Source organism: Azospirillum sp. BE72 (assembly GCF_031455875.1).
Classification (GTDB): Bacteria; Pseudomonadota; Alphaproteobacteria; order Azospirillales; family Azospirillaceae; genus Azospirillum.
Window position 1 is genome coordinate 146,826 of record NZ_JAVDTO010000006.1, and the last position, 14,968, is coordinate 161,793.

Genomic DNA, 14,968 nt, shown 5'->3' on the forward strand with positions numbered 1-14,968 from the left:
CGCCGGATCTCTAGCGGGCCGTTGCGGCCCTGTCCAAGGCTAGATTGAGCGCAAGCACGTTGACGGTCGGCTCTCCGAGGAGACCCAACGGTCGCGGCTCGGTGGTGTCGGCGACCAGCTTGCGCACGGCGTCCTCCGACAGGCCGCGGGCCTTCGCGACGCGCGGCACCTGGAAGTCGGCGGCGGCCGGCGACAGGTCGGGGTCGAGGCCGCTGCCCGAGGCCGTCACCAGATCCACCGGGACCGGCTTGCCGGGATTCTCCGCCTTCAGCCCTTCGGTCTCGGTCTGCACGCGCTCGACCAGCGCCTTGCTGGTCGGGCCGAGGTTGGAGCCGCCCGAGCTGGCGGCGTTGTAGGAGGTCTCGGCGGTCGCCGAAGGGCGCGGGTGGAAGTAGCGGTCGGCAGTGAAGTTCTGCCCGATGTGTTCGGAGCCGATCACCGTTCCGCTCCGTTCGATCAGGCTGCCGTTGGCCTGATGCGGGAAGACGGCCTGGGCAATGCCGGTGACGGCGAGCGGGTAGGCGAGGCCGGTGACGACCGCCAGCGCGGCGGTCATCACCAGGGCGGGACGCAGTTCCTTCAACATGGGTGGGGTCCTCTTACACGAGCCCGAGGGCGGTGACGGTCAGGTCGATGGCCTTGATGCCGGCGAAGGGCACCACCAGCCCGCCCAACCCGTAGATCAGCAGGTTGCGGCGGAGCAGGGAGGCGGCGCCCACCGCGCGGTAGCGCACGCCGCGCAAAGCCAGCGGGATCAGAGCGACGATGATCAGCGCGTTGAAGATGATCGCCGACAGGATGGCGCTTTCCGGGCTGTGCAGCCCCATCACGTTCAGCGCCTGGAGCTGCGGATAGAAGGCGAGGAACATGGCGGGGATGATGGCGAAATACTTCGCCACGTCGTTGGCGATGGAGAAGGTGGTCAGCGCGCCGCGGGTCATCAGCAGCTGCTTGCCGATCTCGACGATCTCGATCAGCTTGGTCGGGTCGCTGTCGAGATCGACCATGTTGCCGGCCTCGCGCGCCGCCACCGTGCCGGTGTTCATCGCCACGCCGACATCGGCCTGGGCCAGCGCCGGGGCGTCGTTGGTGCCGTCGCCGCACATGGCGACCAGTTTGCCCTTCGCCTGCTCGTCACGGATCAGCTGCAGCTTGGCTTCCGGGGTGGCCTGGGCGAGGAAGTCGTCCACCCCGGCCTCCGCGGCGATGGCGGCGGCGGTCATCGGGTTGTCGCCGGTGATCATCACCGTGCGGATGCCCATCTGGCGCAGGGCGGCGAAGCGCTCGCGGATGCCGCCCTTGACGATGTCCTTCAGGTGGATGATGCCGAGCAGCCGGCCGTCGCGCGCCACCGCCAGCGGCGTGCCGCCGGACTTGGCGACCCGTTCGGCAAGGGCGAGGAGTTCGCGCTCGGCGGCGCTGGCCCCCGGATGCAAGGTCGTCACGCCCCGACCGCCGGAGACCGCCACGCGCTGCGCTCCGTTCACATGGGCAAGCACCGCGTCGACCGCGCCCTTGCGGATCACCGTGCCGCCGGTGTCAATGCCGCTGATGCGGGTCTGGGCGGTGAAGGGAACGAAGATCGCCTGCATCTCCTCCATGGCGCGGGCGCGGATACCGTACTCCTGCTTGGCGAGCACGACGATGGAGCGGCCTTCCGGCGTCTCGTCGGCCAGCGAAGCGAGCTGGGCGGCGTCGGCCAACTCCTGCTCGCCGACACCGGCGACCGGCAGGAACTCGGCGGCCTGACGGTTGCCGAGCGTGATGGTGCCGGTCTTGTCGAGCAGCAGCGTGTCGACGTCGCCCGCCGCTTCCACCGCGCGGCCGGACATGGCGAGCACGTTGAAGCGGACCAGACGGTCCATGCCGGCGATGCCGATGGCAGACAACAGCGCGCCGATGGTGGTGGGGATCAGCGTGACGAACAGCGCCACCAGAACCAGCACGCCGACCGACCCGCCGGCATAGGCGGCGAAGCTGGGGATCGTCGCCACCGCGATGACGAAGACGATGGTCAATCCGGCCAGCAGGATGTTCAGCGCGATCTCGTTGGGCGTCTTCTGGCGCTGGGCGCCCTCCACCAGCGAGATCATGCGGTCGAGGAAGGTGGAGCCGGGGGCGGCGGTGATGCGGACCTTGATGTGGTCGGAGATCACCTGTGTGCCGCCGGTGACGGCGGAGCGGTCGCCGCCGCTTTCGCGGATGACGGGGGCGGATTCGCCGGTGATGGCGGCCTCGTTGACCGACGCGACACCCTCAACCACCTCGCCGTCGGACGGAATGATGTCGCCGGCCTCCACCAGCACGAGGTCGCCGGTCTTGAGCGCGGTGGCGGGCACGCTGTGGATCGTGCCGTTTTCCAGCTTCTTGGCGGTGGTCTCGGTGCGGGTCTTGCGCAGGCTGGCGGCCTGGGCCTTGCCGCGGCCTTCGGCCACCGCCTCGGCGAAGTTGGCGAAGACCAGGGTGAACCACAGCCAGACGACGATCTGGATTGCGAAGCCGCTCACGCCGGCCCCCGTGATCGCGTCACGCAGGACCAGCAGGGTGGTCAGCGCGGCCACCACCTCGACGCAGAACATCACCGGGTTGCGGATCATCTGGCGGGGGGCGAGCTTGGCGAAGGAACCGCCGATGGCCGGCAGCAGGATGGCGGGGTCGAGCAGCGTGCTCGCCGCCGATCTTGCTGGTGTGCGGCCGGACCGTTTGTTATTGGCGTGCATGGGATCGTTCCCGATCAGAAGAGGGTGCCGGCGCTCATCGCCAGATGCTCGACCACCGGGCCGAGGGCGAGAGCCGGGAAGAAGGTGAGGCCGCCGACGATCAGGATGACGCCGACCAGCAGCCCGACGAACAGCCCATCATGGGTGGGGAAGGTGCCGGCCGACGCCGTGGCCCGCGTCTTGGCGGCCAGCGAGCCGGCGATCGCCATCATCGGCACGATGACCAGGAAGCGGCCGACCAGCATGGCGATGGCGATGGTGACGTTGTACCAGGGCGTGTTGCCGCTGAGCCCGCCGAAGGCGCTGCCGTTGTTGGCGGCACCCGAGACATAGGCGTAGAGCGCTTCGGAGAAGCCGTGCGGGCCGGCATTGGCCATCGACGCGGTGCCGGTGTCGAGCACCACGGCGGCGGCGGTGAAGCCCAGCATCATCAGCGGCAGGCAGAGGATGGCGAGCATGGTCATCTTGACCTCCTTCGCCTCCAGCTTCTTGCCCAGATACTCCGGCGTGCGGCCGACCATCAGCCCGGCGACGAACAGCGCGACGATGGCGAACAGCAGCATGCCGTAGAGACCGGCGCCGACGCCGCCGACGATGATCTCGCCCAGCATCATGTTGATCATCGGCACCATGCCGCCCAAGGGCATGAAGCTGTCATGCATGGCGTTCACCGCGCCGCAGGAGGCGGCGGTGGTGACGGTGGCGAACAGGGCGGTCGCGGCGATGCCGAAGCGGGTCTCCTTGCCCTCCATGTTGCCGGCGCCGCCGTCGATGCCCAGCGCGGCGAAGGCCGGATTGCCCTGCGCCTCCGCCCAATAGGCGATGGAGACGCCGGCGACGAAGAGAAGCCCCATGGCGGCCAGGATCGCCCAGCCCTGCCGCTCGTCGCCGACCATGCGGCCGAACAGGTTGGTCAGGCCGGCGCCGATCGCGAAGATCGACAGCATCTCCAGCAGGTTGGTCAGGGCGTTGGGGTTCTCGAAGGGGTGGGCGGAGTTGGCGTTGAAGAAGCCGCCGCCGTTGGTGCCCAGCAACTTGATCGCCTCCTGCGAGGCGACGGGGCCGAGTGCGATGGTCTGCTTCACCCCTTCCAGCGTGGTGGCGTCCACGGATCCGGCCAGCGTCTGCGGCACGCCCTGCCACACCAGGAAGACGGCGTAGACGAGGCAGATCGGCAGCAGGACGTAGAGGGTCGCACGGGTCAGGTCGACCCAGAAATTGCCGATGGTGCGGGCCGACGCGCGGGCGAAGCCGCGGACCAGCGCAACGGCCAGCGCGATGCCGGTGGCGGCGGAGACGTAGTTGTGGAAGGTCAGACCCGCCATCTGGACCAGATGGCCCATGGTGGTCTCGCCCCCATAATTCTGCCAGTTGGTGTTGGTGGTGAAGCTGGCTGCCGTGTTGAAGGCGAGGTCGGCGGGCACCGCCGCCATGCCCTGCGGGTTCAGCGGCAGGACAAACTGCAGCCGTTGCAGGGCGTAGAGCAGCAGCATGCCGGCGGCGCTGAACAGCAGCATCGACACGGCGTAGCTCACCCAATGCTGTTCGGTGCGCTCGTCGACGCCGGCCAGCCGGTAGAGCCCGCGCTCGACGGGTCCGATGACGGGGGAGAGCAGGGTGCGCTCGCCGGTGAAGACGCGCGTCATGAAGCCGCCCAGGGGCCGCGTCACCGCGACGACCAGGGCGATGAAGACCAGGATTTGAATCCAGCCGTTGACGGTCATGGGGGAAACTCCTCAGAACCGTTCGGGGCGGACGAGGGCATAGACCAGATAGGCCAGCAGCCCGGCGGTCACGAGGCCGGCCAAGGCATAGTCGAGGGTCATGGCGCCGCTCTCCTCACAGCCGATCGCAGGCGTGGACATAGGCCACCGTCGCGGCGAAGAAGCCGACGGTGACGGCCAGGAACAGAAGGTCGAGCATGGGTTCGGGTCTCCGAAGTTGCGCTGTCCCCTGGCCCCCGGCCGTGGCACCGGGGCAAAGCCGGTGCCACGGCATGAGGCGGGAGGAACAGGGCCGGGGCATTCCTCCGCCTGTTGTGCGGCGGGGGTGGTCCGACCCTGCAAGGGTGCGCCGGAGCCGCGTATAAATTCGATGGGGGCTGGCGATGCCGGAGAATATAGAGGCCGTATATGCCGCAAGCCGCCCCGGTCAGGTGCCGCCCCAGACGGCCAGCATCTGCAGGGCCAGCGCGATCAGAAGGAAGGCGGCGATGGTGAGCGCCGCCTCGCCCAACACCTCACGGGGGGAGGGTGGGGCCTCGAAGGACAGGTCGGCCGCTTCCCGCGGTTCCCGTCCTTCCACCGGCGCCGGATAGGGCAAGGCCCGGTCCAGCAGCGTGCGGGGGAGTTTTCCTTGCATGACGGCCTCGCCAACCAGCGGCCGGCCGATGGCCGGAATCCACTGAGAAGACGGCTGCACCGCATATAAAAGCGACAGTGGACGCGACCCCCGGAAATATAGATCGGCTGTAGGCTTCGGTCTCACCGCCCGACACCGGCGACCTCGGCAGCTACACGACACTCAAAGTAATATAACTTTTTTACTATATGACGGCGGCGCGTGTCCGGTCTTTTGCCGCGAGGACGGAACTCCACGTTTTTCCGCGCATAGCAGCAAGGTTTGCAATGTACTTCGAAAAACCGGGAACAAATATGTGCCGTTGGGCCGCAAGTTGTTTCCGGCGATCGTCAGTCTTCAATCAATCCGTATGGCTGATCCAAATACCAAAAGACGAATTTGGATGTCCCAATAACGCTTCCTTAACTGTTTGGACTGTTTTCCCTAGTTCATGCGGATGCCTTTTAGGGCGGCTCCCCCAAAAACAAGAACTAGACATGGGGGTTTGGGAAAGTCGGTGGTGGGTGAGGCGATGAAGACATTCTCTCTTGCGGCCAAAACGGTGATGCTCTGCGGTGGCGGATTGCTGTTGCTTGCCTTCGCCACGTTCGGTGTCAACGAGTTGCTGCTGACCCGCTATGCCGAACGGGTGGCGATGGAGCGGCAGGAAACCAATATGCGCGTGGCCTGGGACGTGCTGAACCAGTACGGGCAGGCGTTCGATGTGCGCGACGGCAAGCTTTATGCCGGCGACCGCGCCCTGAACGACTTCCTCGAGCCGGTGGACCGGGTCAAGCGGCTGGTCGGCGGCACGGCGACCCTGTTCATGGGCGACCGGCGCGTTTCCACCAATGTGCTGAAGCCGGACGGCAGCCGCGCGGTCGGCACCACGCTGGCGAAGGGGCCGGTCCATGACGCGGTGCTGGGGCGCGGCGTGCCCTATCGCGGACAGGCGGAAATCCTCGGCACGCCTTTCTACACCGCTTACGACCCGATCAAGGCGGCGGACGGGCGCGTGGTCGGCGTGCTCTATGTCGGCATTCCGAAGGCGGAGTTCTTCGCGACCATCCGCGACACCCAGACGATGATCGCCGCCATCAGCGGCGCCGTGACCCTGCTGGTCGCCGCCTGCTGCCTGCTGCTGGCCCGGCGCATGTTCCGGCCGCTGTCGGGCATCCGCGGCGCCATGGAGGACCTGGCGCGCGGCAACCTGTCGGTTGCCATCCCTGCGCTGGGCCGCAGGGACGAGATCGGCGGCATGGCGAAGGCGCTCAGCGTGTTCAAGGACAACGCGCTGGAAGTCGCCAAGCTGCACGAGGCCCAGGCAGAGGAACGTGCCCGGTCCGTCGAGGAACGCCGCAAGGCGATGGACGCGGTGGCGCAGTCCTTCGAAGGGGCGCTGCTGAGCGTCGTCGAGGTTCTGAGCGCCACCACCACGCAGCTGCAGGCCAACGCCCAGCGCCTGCACGACATCGCCGAGACCGGCAGCGTCCGCGCCGACGCCGTCAGCAGCGCCGCGGGCGAGGCGAGCGACGACGTCCGCACCGTCGCCGGAGCTTCGGAAGAGCTGAGCATCTCCATCGGCGAAGTCAGCCGGCAGGTCGAGGAATCGGCCCGCATGGTCCGCAACGCGGTGGAGGAGGTGACGCGCACCAACCGGACGATGGACGGGCTGGCGGCGGCGGCCGGCAAGATCGGCGAGGTGGTGACCCTGATCCAGGACATCGCCGGCCAGACCAACCTGCTGGCGCTGAACGCCACCATCGAAGCCGCGCGGGCGGGGGAGGCCGGCAAGGGCTTCGCCGTGGTCGCCGGCGAGGTGAAGACGCTGGCGAACCAGACCGCGCGCGCCACCGACGACATCGCCCGGCAGGTGGCGGAAATCCAGGCGGTGACCGGCCATGCCGTGGAAGCCATCGAGGGGATCGGGCGCACCGTGTTGTCGGTCAGCGATCTGGTCGGCCGCATCGCCGTCTCCGCCGATCATCAGGGCGTCACCACCGCCGACATCGCCCGCTCGGTCCAGCGCGCCGCCGACAGGACAGCCGAGGTTACCGACAACATCCGTGAGGTCTCCCAATCCGCGCATGAGACCGGGACGATGGCGTCGGAGGTCCGCGCCGCCGCCGCCGATCTCGGCCGGCAGGCGATGGCGCTTCGCGATCAGGCGGAAGAGTTCCTGCGCCACGTGCGGGCGGCCTGAACGGCCGTCCTCACCAGCCCATCCATTTGCCGTATTCGCGGACGAAATCATGCAGGATGGCGTCGCGGTTCATCCGTTCCGGCCCAAGCGACTTGTGCAGGCCGCCCCGCAGGATGACCTCGGCCCGCGTCTGCCAGGGTTCGCTGTCCTTCTCGATGCCCGAGAAGGCGAAGCTCATCGGATGATAGGCGCGGGCGCGGATCTCGTAGGAGAACTCCTCCTGTCCGTCCCGCAGCACGGCGATTCCGGCGCTGAAGGGGCCGGTGTCGATCTCAGTGGCGCGCCCGCTCCGTTCCAGCTCCTCCGCGATGTCGCGCAGGGCCGGCAGCACCTCGTCGGCGATGAAGCGCGTCACGTTCCGCCTTGCCGCCCCGGCGCCCGGCGGAACCGCCGCCTGTCCGCTCTTGCGGCCGAGAACGGCGGAGAGCCCCTGCCGCCAGTCCCCGGCACCGGCGGCGGCGGACGGAGCGGTCGTGCCCGACGTCACGCGGGCGGTGCGTCTGCCGGGATCGACCTTCCGCTCGCTCTGAAGGCTGACGACGAGACCGACGCACATCAACACCATGACGAACGCGAAGGGCAGCGCCGTGGTGACCGCCGCGGTTTGCAGGGCCTGGAGTCCGCCGACCAGCAGGAGCACTGCCGCGACCACGCCCGACAACAGGGCCCAGAAGATGCGCGTGGCGATCGGTGGATCCTGATTGCCGCCTGAGCCGATGATGTCGATGACCATCGCGCCGGAATCGGCGGAGGTGACGAAGAAGGTGACAACCATCAGCGTGGCGATGGCGGAGGTGATGGTGCTGAGCGGCAGCCGGTCCAGCATGACGAACAGGGCGGTCGGCACGCTGTCGGCCACCGCCGCGGCCATGCCGCCGCCTTCGAACATCTCGATATGGATCGCCGTTTCGCCGAACACGATGAACCACAGCATGGTCAGGGCCACCGGCGCGAACAGCACGCCGCCGATGAATTCGCGGATGGTGCGGCCGCGCGACACGCGGGCGATGAACATGCCGACGAAGGGCGCCCAGGAGATCCACCAGCCCCAATAGAACATCGTCCAGCTCGCCTGCCACTCCGCCCCGGCATAAGGCAGCGTGCGGAAGCTGGTGTAGGGCAGCGTCCACAGGTAGCGGCCGATGCTTTCCACCAGCGTCGACAGCAGGAACACCGTCGGACCCAGCAGGAAGACGAAGGCCAGCAGCAGCACGCCCGCCAGCATGTTCAGTTCGCTCAAACGGCGGATCCCCCGCCCGACCCCGCTGGCGGCGGAGGCCGTGGCCACCACCGTGATGACGGCGATCAGGACGATCTGCTGCATCAGACCGACGTCGAGCAGGCCGAGATAGGCGAAGCCGGCATTGATCTGCATGACGCCGAGCCCCAGCGAGGTCGCGATGCCGAACAGGGTGCCGAAGATGGCGATGATGTCGACGATATGGCCCGGCCAGCCGCGGATGCGGTCGCCCAGCAGCGGATAGAGCGCCGACCGTACGGTCAGGGGCAGGTCGTGGCGGTAGGCGAAGTAACCGAGGGACAGCCCGACGACGATGTAGATCGCCCAGGCGTGCAGTCCCCAGTGGAGGAATGCGAGGTTCATCGCCTCGCGTGCGGCATCAGGAGTTCCCGCCTCGCCCACGCGCGGATTGGAGAAATGCAGCATCGGCTCGGCGACGCCGTAGAACAGCAGCCCGATGCCCATCCCGGCGCTGAACAGCATGGCGAACCAGGACGGGTAGCTGAATTCCGGTTCGTCATCGTCATGACCCAGCTTTATTGCGCCGTAAGGGCTGAAGAAGAGCCACAGGACGAACAGCAGGAAACCTGCGACCGCAAGCACATAGAACCAGCCGAAGTTGCCGACGACAAATGCCTGCATCTCCGAGACACGGGAGCCGAACGGCTCGGTAAACAACGCAGCCAGAGCAACGAACAGGAGAATCAGGCCGCCGGCTGTGAAGGAAACAGTTTTGTTTATCTGTTGCATGAAAACCCGTCATCATCGCTGGATCAGGCGGATGGTACGAAGACTTCCATGCAGGGATAAAGGGTTGCGTTGGTATGAATCCGAGAGAATTCGGATGAATCGGATGTATGGATCGTAGCCGGTCCATACGCAAATCCTGCCGGTCATTGTACCGACTAAAACCGAGGATTGATGCCTGCTGCGTGGGCTCTGTTCCAATGCAATCCAGATTTGCGCACTGGATTGGTGGATTGATGGAGATGGAGTTCCTGAATCCACGGCGACCCTGCGGGAAGGGGGGCGGCGCTCGCCCCCCTGCATTTGCGGGCTTTCAGCCGTGGGCGGCCAACTCCTCGTGGGTGATGCGCTGGATGCCGCCTTCGGCGCCGACGACATAGACCTCGTCGGCATTGCGGATGGTCGCCAGCCGGTGGGCAATGATCAGGGTCGTCCGCCCTTCCGCCAGCTCCATCAGGGATTTCTGGATTTCCCGCTCCGTCCGGGTGTCGAGCGCCGAGGTCGCCTCGTCCAGGATGAGGATCGGCGGGTTCTTCAGGAACATGCGGGCGATGGTCAGGCGCTGCTTCTGGCCGCCCGACAGCTTCACGCCGCGCTCGCCGATGATGGTGTCGAGCCCCTCCGGCAGCGAAGCGATCAGCCCGTCGAGATGGGCGCGGCGCGCCGCTTCGGTGATCTCGGCGTCCGAGGCGCCCAGCCGGCCATAGGCGATGTTCTCGCGGATCGTGCCGCCGAACAGGAAGACGTCCTGCTGGACGATGCCGATCTGCCGGCGCAGCGAGGCCAGCGTCATGCTGCGGATGTCGAGGCTGTCGATGGTGATGGTGCCGCCGGTGATCTCGTAGAAGCGCGGCAGAAGCGAGCAGATCGTCGTCTTGCCGGCGCCCGACGGGCCGATGAAGGCGACGGTGGATCCGGCCTTGATGGCGAGGTCGACGCCCTTCAGGACCGGGCGGGCGGCGTCATAGCCGAAGGACACGTCGGTGAAGCGGATGTCGCCCTTCAGCGGTGGCGCCGGGACGGCGTTGGGGGCATCCTCGATGTCGGGCTGGGTGTCGAGCAGGGCGGTGTAGCGGCGGAAGCCGGCGATGCCGCGCGGGTAGGTCTCGATGACCGCGTTGATTTTCTCGATCGGGCGGAAGAAGGTGTTGACCAGCAGCAGGAAGGCGAAGAACCCGCCCTGGGTCAGTTCCCCCACCAGGACGAAATGGGCGCCGGTCAGCATGACGACGATCAGGATCAGCCGCATGCTCATGTAGCTGAGCGTCGTCGAGGCCGCCATGATCTTGTAGGCGTCGAGCTTGGTCTTGCGGTAGCGGTCGTTGTCCTCCGCGAACAGCTTGCGCTCGTGGTCCTCGTTGGTGAAGGCCTGGACGACGCGCATGCCGCCGACATTCTCCTCGATGCGGACGTTGAAGTCGCCGACGCGGGAATAGAGCGACTGCCAATTCTTGGTCATGCGCCCGCCATAGCGGCTGGTCAGCCAGGCGATGACCGGGACGATCGCGGCGGTGATCAGCGCCAGCGGCAGATGCACCACCGCCATCAGGGCGAAGGCGCCGACGAAGGTCATCACCGCGATCAGCAGGTCTTCGGGGCCGTGGTGCGCCACCTCGCCGATCTCGTCCAGGTCGCGGGTGACGCGGCCGACGAGATGGCCGGTCTTGTTGTTGTCGTAGAAGCTGAAGGAGAGCTTCTGCAGATGGTCGAAGCTCTTCCGCCGCATCTCCGTCTCGATGTTGACGCCCAGCTTGTGGCCCCAATAGGTCACGATGGCCATCAACCCGCCATTCGCCATGTAGACCGCCAGCAGCAGCGCCGTCGCGGCGACGATCAGCGGCCAGTCCTGGGTGGGCAGCAGCCGGTCCACGAAGGCGCGCACCGCCATCGGGAAGCCCAACTCCAGCAGTCCCGACAGGATCGCGCAGGAAATGTCGAGAATCAGCAGGCCCTTGTAGGGACGGTAGTAGGCGAGGAAGCGGCGGAGCATGGCTCTTCTCATTCCGGAACTGAAAATGGGAATAGGCACGGGGGAACAGAACGGGCTAGCCGGGGCGCGAGCCGGCCCGGCTGAGCAACCAGATCAGGTAGGGGCCGGCAAGCAGCGCGGCGAACAATCCCAGCGGCAGTTGATACGGGAAGGCGACGGTTCGCGCCAGCCAATCCGACACCATCATCAGGGCAGCCCCGATCAGGACGGCCCCGATGCCCTGCTCCAATGCGCGGCCGAGACCGGCCAGCCGGGCGAGGTGCGGGGCGATCAGGCCGACGAAGCTCAAGGGCCCGACGAAGAGCGCCGCCGCCGCGGTGAGCAGGCCGGCGAACAGGACCAGAAGGATGCGGCAGCGTTGCACGGGCAGGCCGACCGACCGGGCGGTGACATCGCCGAGCGGCAGGATCTCCAGCCAGCGGGAGGCCAGCGGCAGGGCCGCCAGCAGCAGTACCGCGGCGCCCGCGCAGAACCACGCGTCGGCAGGGCCGGCGTCGTTGGTCGACCCGCTCAGCCAGCGCAGCAGGGTGAAGGCCTGGGGCGTGCCGGTGGCGATGACGGCGGTCAGGACGGCGCTGCACAGCGCGCTCATGGCGATGCCGGCCAGCAGCAGACGCTCCGGCCCGAAGCCGGCGCGCAGCGACAGCGCCAGCATGGCGGCCAGCACCAGCACCGCCCCCGCCGCGGAAGCCGCGATCTGCAGGCCGATGCCGGGGGCGGCGACCAGGAACAGCGCGGCGGTCAGCCCGACGCCCGATCCGGTGCCGACGCCGAGGATCTCCGGGCTGGCCAGCGGGTTGGCGGTGATGCGCTGCAACAGCATTCCGGCCGCCGCCAGCATGGCGCCCGCCGCCGCCGCGACTGCCACCCGCGGCCCGCGCCATGCCAGCAGCCGGTCGAAGAGGGAGCCGGTCGCCAGCGACCAGCCGTCCGGGCCGTAGCCGACGGTCAGCGCGAGGGCAATGGCGGCAAGGCCCAGCAGGGCGATCAGGCCGATCAGCAGTCGGGGACGGGGGCTGCGGCGCGAGGGAGCAGGGCGGTTGCTCAGCGACGGCCATTCGAACATGCGCAGGCGCGGCAGAAGCCACAGCAGCAGCGGGCCGCCCAGCAGGGCGGTGGCGGCGCCGGTCGGCACCCGTTCGCCGTTGGCGCCGGCCAGCAGCTGCACCAGCCCGTCGGTGACCCAGAGCAGGACGGCGCCGATCAGCGGAGCGGCGATCAGCTTGTGCGCCTGGGTGCGCGCGCCGCTGAGATGGGCCAGGGCGGGGGCGGCCAGACCGACGAAGCCGATCACGCCAACCTCCGCCGTCACGCTGGCCGCCAGCCAGACCGCGACGCCGATGACGGCGAAGCGCGTCGCGTTGAGGGCGACGCCCAGGCTGCGGGCGCTGGCATCGTCCAGGCCGAGGATCGCCAGCGGGCGCATCAGCAGCACGGCGGCGGCGATGCCGACCAGCAGGCGCAGGGCGATGGTCAGGGTGGGGCCCCAGCTCTGCTGCGCCAGTGCGCCGCCGCCCCAGATGAAGATCGAAAACAGATAGTCGCCGTTGGCGAGGATCAGCGCGGCGCTGGCCATGGTCGCGGTCAGCGCGACCATCATGCCGGCCAGGATCACGGCGACCGGCTCCAGCCCGCGCCGCCAAGTCATGGCGAGGATCAGCCCGACCACAGTCAGCCCGCCGGCCAAAGCCACGCCCTCGCGCGCCTGCTCCATCAGCGCCGGGGCGTAGAGCAGCCCGACCGTCATGGCGAGTTGGGCCCCGGCGGATACACCAAGGGTCGATGGCTCGGCCAGCGGATTGCGCAGGACGCGCTGGAGCAGAAGCCCCGACAGTCCCAGCGCCGCCCCGGCGACCAGCGAGACGGCAATGCGCGGCAGGACGCTGTGATAGAGGATGATGGCGTCGAGCCAGTTGGCGCCTGTGGTGCTGCCGCCGGGTGACGGCGGCGAGGCGAGGTGCCCCGCGACCTGGACGGTGGACAGGCAGGCGGCGACCAGGGCCAGCCCGCCCCATAGCAGGATGCGGTTCATCGGCGCGCGCTCAGCCATGGCCGTTTCCTTGCAGAAGGGCGGCGGTGGCGAGGCGTGCGAAGCGCAGGGCGGCCGGCAGACCGCCGAAATGGTTGACCGGCTCGATCACCGCCACACGGCTTTCCCGCACCATCGGCAGGGCCTGCCACAGGGCGCTGTCCGCCAGCGTCCGCACCGCGTCGGCGGGAACCGGCGGAACGACGATGACGGTGGCGTCGGGGAAGCGGGCCAGCGTCTCGATGCCGACCGGGGCGGTGGCGCTGTAGCTGGACTGCGCCGCCCAGCCATTCTCGACGCCGAGCCGGCGGAGCACGTCGCCGAACATGCTGTCGGTGCCGAAGGCGCGGAAATGGCGGGCGTCGCCGAAATTGATCGCCAGGACCGGCCGGCGGCCGATGCCGGTCAGGCTCCCGCGCAGGCGGGCGATTTCCGCTTTCGTGTCGTCGACGACGGCCTGCGCCCGTGCCTCGTGGCCGAGCAGCCGGCCGAGGGTGAGGGCGGCTTCCGCAGCGGCGGCGTAGGGCTGGACACTCGGCGTGTAGATCGACAGTGACACGGTTTCCGCCACCCGCTCCAGGCTGGCGCGCTGCCCTTCATAGTAATTGGAGGTGAGGATGAGGTCCGGTTCGGCGAGATTCAGCGCCTCGTAATTCGGTGTTCCCCGCAATCCGATGTCGGCGACGGGATCCGGCACCGCGGGCTCGACGACGGTCTTGCGGAATTGCAGAAGCTCGGTGGCGGCGACCGGGACCACGCCCAGCGCCAGCACCGTTTCCAGCAGAGCCCAGTCGATGACCGCCACCCGTTGCGGCGCACCGGCCCACGCGAGGCGAGGCATCAATGCAAGCCCGGCGGTCAGGCCCAGCGCGTGGCGCCGCGATATCGTCCTTGCCACAGCCATCACAGGACGTAGCCGATGGGGTCACCGGTGACCGGGTGCGGGACGATCCCCATGGCAAGGCGGTAGATCGCGCCCAGCGTCTCGCCGGTCATGATGGCGTCCGGCGTTCCCTGCGCGATCAGCGCGCCGCCCCGCATCGCCAGGATTTCGTCGCAGACGCGGGCGGCCATGTTGATATCGTGCAGGACGATTACCGCGCCGATGCCGCGGGCGCGGCTGAGGCGGCGCACCAGCCCCAGCATCTCGACCTGGCTGGCGATGTCGAGCGCCGAGGTCGGTTCGTCCAGCAGCAGGCAGCGCGTGTCCTGCGCCAGCATCATGGCGAGCCACACACGCTGCCGCTCGCCGCCGGACAGGCTGTCCACCAGCCGGTCGGCGAAGGCGTCGAGGTTGGTTTCGGCAATCGCCTCCGCCACCTTGGCAGCGTCCTCCGCCCCGAAGCGGCCGAGCGCGCCGTGCCAGGGGAAGCGGCCGAGCGCCACCAGCTCGCGCACCGTCATGCCCTCCGCCGGCGGGGTAAATTGCGGCATGTAGGCGACGGTGCGGGCGAAGTCGCGCTCGCCGATGCGGGCGATCTCGGTGCCGAGGCAGCGGATGCGCCCGGCCCCCGGCGGCTGCTGGCGGGCGAGCATGCGGATCAGCGTGCTCTTGCCGGAGCCGTTGGGGCCGACCAGCCCGTAGATGCGCCCCTGCTCCAGCCGGAGCGACAGGTCCGACAGGATCGGCCGGCCGGAAGCCGAAAATCCGACGGCGTCGAGTTCGTAAAGGGCGGGGGTCTGGTCCGGGCCGGGCATC

The 14,968-nt window shown here is 68.3% G+C and carries 11 protein-coding genes; 1 reads left to right on the plus strand and 10 read right to left on the minus strand.

The genetic code is table 11. The annotated features are described in order from the left end of the window. Nucleotides 1-10: 10 nt before the first annotated feature. The 5 genes from kdpC to J2Y49_RS18085 all read right to left on the minus strand — a co-directional run bounded on the left by kdpC (nt 11) and on the right by J2Y49_RS18085 (nt 5,081). The gene (gene kdpC / locus J2Y49_RS18065; protein WP_310116256.1) at nt 11-586 is read right to left on the minus strand and encodes a potassium-transporting ATPase subunit KdpC; all 576 of its coding nucleotides are present in this window, start codon (nt 584-586) and stop codon (nt 11-13) included. 13 nt (nt 587-599) lie between these two features. Beyond that, entirely contained in the window at nt 600-2,720 is a 2,121-nt protein-coding gene (gene kdpB / locus J2Y49_RS18070; protein ID WP_310116258.1) for a potassium-transporting ATPase subunit KdpB, read from the minus strand. Between the two features lie 14 nt (nt 2,721-2,734). Beyond that, nucleotides 2,735-4,444: a potassium-transporting ATPase subunit KdpA gene (gene kdpA, locus J2Y49_RS18075; protein ID WP_310116260.1), complete on the minus strand. Its 1,710-nt coding sequence runs from the start codon at nt 4,442-4,444 to the stop codon at nt 2,735-2,737. 12 nt (nt 4,445-4,456) lie between these two features. Further along, nucleotides 4,457-4,546: a K(+)-transporting ATPase subunit F gene (locus J2Y49_RS18080; protein WP_310116261.1), complete on the minus strand. Its 90-nt coding sequence runs from the start codon at nt 4,544-4,546 to the stop codon at nt 4,457-4,459. A gap of 325 nt (nt 4,547-4,871) precedes the next feature. Beyond that, nucleotides 4,872-5,081 (minus strand): hypothetical protein, encoded by a 210-nt coding sequence (locus J2Y49_RS18085; RefSeq protein WP_310116263.1) that lies wholly within the window; start codon nt 5,079-5,081, stop codon nt 4,872-4,874. Nucleotides 5,082-5,592: 511 nt separating this feature from the next. Between J2Y49_RS18085 and J2Y49_RS18090 the strand changes: the two genes are divergently transcribed. Next, complete coding sequence (locus tag J2Y49_RS18090) at nt 5,593-7,263, plus strand: cache domain-containing protein (RefSeq protein ID WP_310116264.1); 1,671 nt, start codon at nt 5,593-5,595, stop codon at nt 7,261-7,263. 10 nt (nt 7,264-7,273) lie between these two features. On the opposite strand, the gene J2Y49_RS18095 is transcribed toward J2Y49_RS18090, so the two are convergent. The 5 genes from J2Y49_RS18095 to J2Y49_RS18115 form a co-directional block, all read right to left on the minus strand. After that, nucleotides 7,274-9,253 (minus strand): BCCT family transporter, encoded by a 1,980-nt coding sequence (locus J2Y49_RS18095; RefSeq protein ID WP_310116265.1) that lies wholly within the window; start codon nt 9,251-9,253, stop codon nt 7,274-7,276. A gap of 310 nt (nt 9,254-9,563) precedes the next feature. Further along, nucleotides 9,564-11,240 (minus strand): ABC transporter ATP-binding protein, encoded by a 1,677-nt coding sequence (locus tag J2Y49_RS18100; protein ID WP_310116266.1) that lies wholly within the window; start codon nt 11,238-11,240, stop codon nt 9,564-9,566. 55 nt (nt 11,241-11,295) lie between these two features. Continuing rightward, nucleotides 11,296-13,290, minus strand: a complete 1,995-nt coding sequence (fhuB, locus tag J2Y49_RS18105) for a Fe(3+)-hydroxamate ABC transporter permease FhuB (protein ID WP_310116267.1) — start codon at nt 13,288-13,290, stop codon at nt 11,296-11,298. Continuing rightward, on the minus strand, nt 13,283-14,110 hold the full coding sequence (locus J2Y49_RS18110) for an iron-siderophore ABC transporter substrate-binding protein (RefSeq protein ID WP_310116268.1): 828 nt from the start codon (nt 14,108-14,110) through the stop codon (nt 13,283-13,285). The genes fhuB and J2Y49_RS18110 overlap by 8 nt, the downstream gene beginning before the upstream one ends. Before the next feature lie 62 nt (nt 14,111-14,172). After that, nucleotides 14,173-14,967, minus strand: coding sequence for an ATP-binding cassette domain-containing protein (locus J2Y49_RS18115; RefSeq protein ID WP_310116269.1), 795 nt, complete (start codon nt 14,965-14,967; stop codon nt 14,173-14,175). Between the last annotated feature and the right edge of the window lies 1 nt (nt 14,968).

Excerpts from the sequence above, each read along its gene's own strand:
- kdpC (WP_310116256.1), bottom strand. The coding sequence starts at position 586 with ATGTTGAAGGAACTGCGTCCCGCCCTGGTGATGACCGCCGCGCTGGCG.
- kdpB (WP_310116258.1), bottom strand. The coding sequence starts at position 2,720 with ATGCACGCCAATAACAAACGGTCCGGCCGCACACCAGCAAGATCGGCG.
- kdpA (WP_310116260.1), bottom strand. The coding sequence starts at position 4,444 with ATGACCGTCAACGGCTGGATTCAAATCCTGGTCTTCATCGCCCTGGTC.
- J2Y49_RS18080 (WP_310116261.1), bottom strand. The coding sequence starts at position 4,546 with ATGACCCTCGACTATGCCTTGGCCGGCCTCGTGACCGCCGGGCTGCTG.
- J2Y49_RS18085 (WP_310116263.1), bottom strand. The coding sequence starts at position 5,081 with ATGCAAGGAAAACTCCCCCGCACGCTGCTGGACCGGGCCTTGCCCTAT.
- J2Y49_RS18090 (WP_310116264.1), top strand. The coding sequence starts at position 5,593 with ATGAAGACATTCTCTCTTGCGGCCAAAACGGTGATGCTCTGCGGTGGC.
- J2Y49_RS18095 (WP_310116265.1), bottom strand. The coding sequence starts at position 9,253 with ATGCAACAGATAAACAAAACTGTTTCCTTCACAGCCGGCGGCCTGATT.
- J2Y49_RS18100 (WP_310116266.1), bottom strand. The coding sequence starts at position 11,240 with ATGCTCCGCCGCTTCCTCGCCTACTACCGTCCCTACAAGGGCCTGCTG.
- fhuB (WP_310116267.1), bottom strand. The coding sequence starts at position 13,290 with ATGGCTGAGCGCGCGCCGATGAACCGCATCCTGCTATGGGGCGGGCTG.
- J2Y49_RS18110 (WP_310116268.1), bottom strand. The coding sequence starts at position 14,110 with ATGCCTCGCCTCGCGTGGGCCGGTGCGCCGCAACGGGTGGCGGTCATC.
- J2Y49_RS18115 (WP_310116269.1), bottom strand. The coding sequence starts at position 14,967 with ATGCCCGGCCCGGACCAGACCCCCGCCCTTTACGAACTCGACGCCGTC.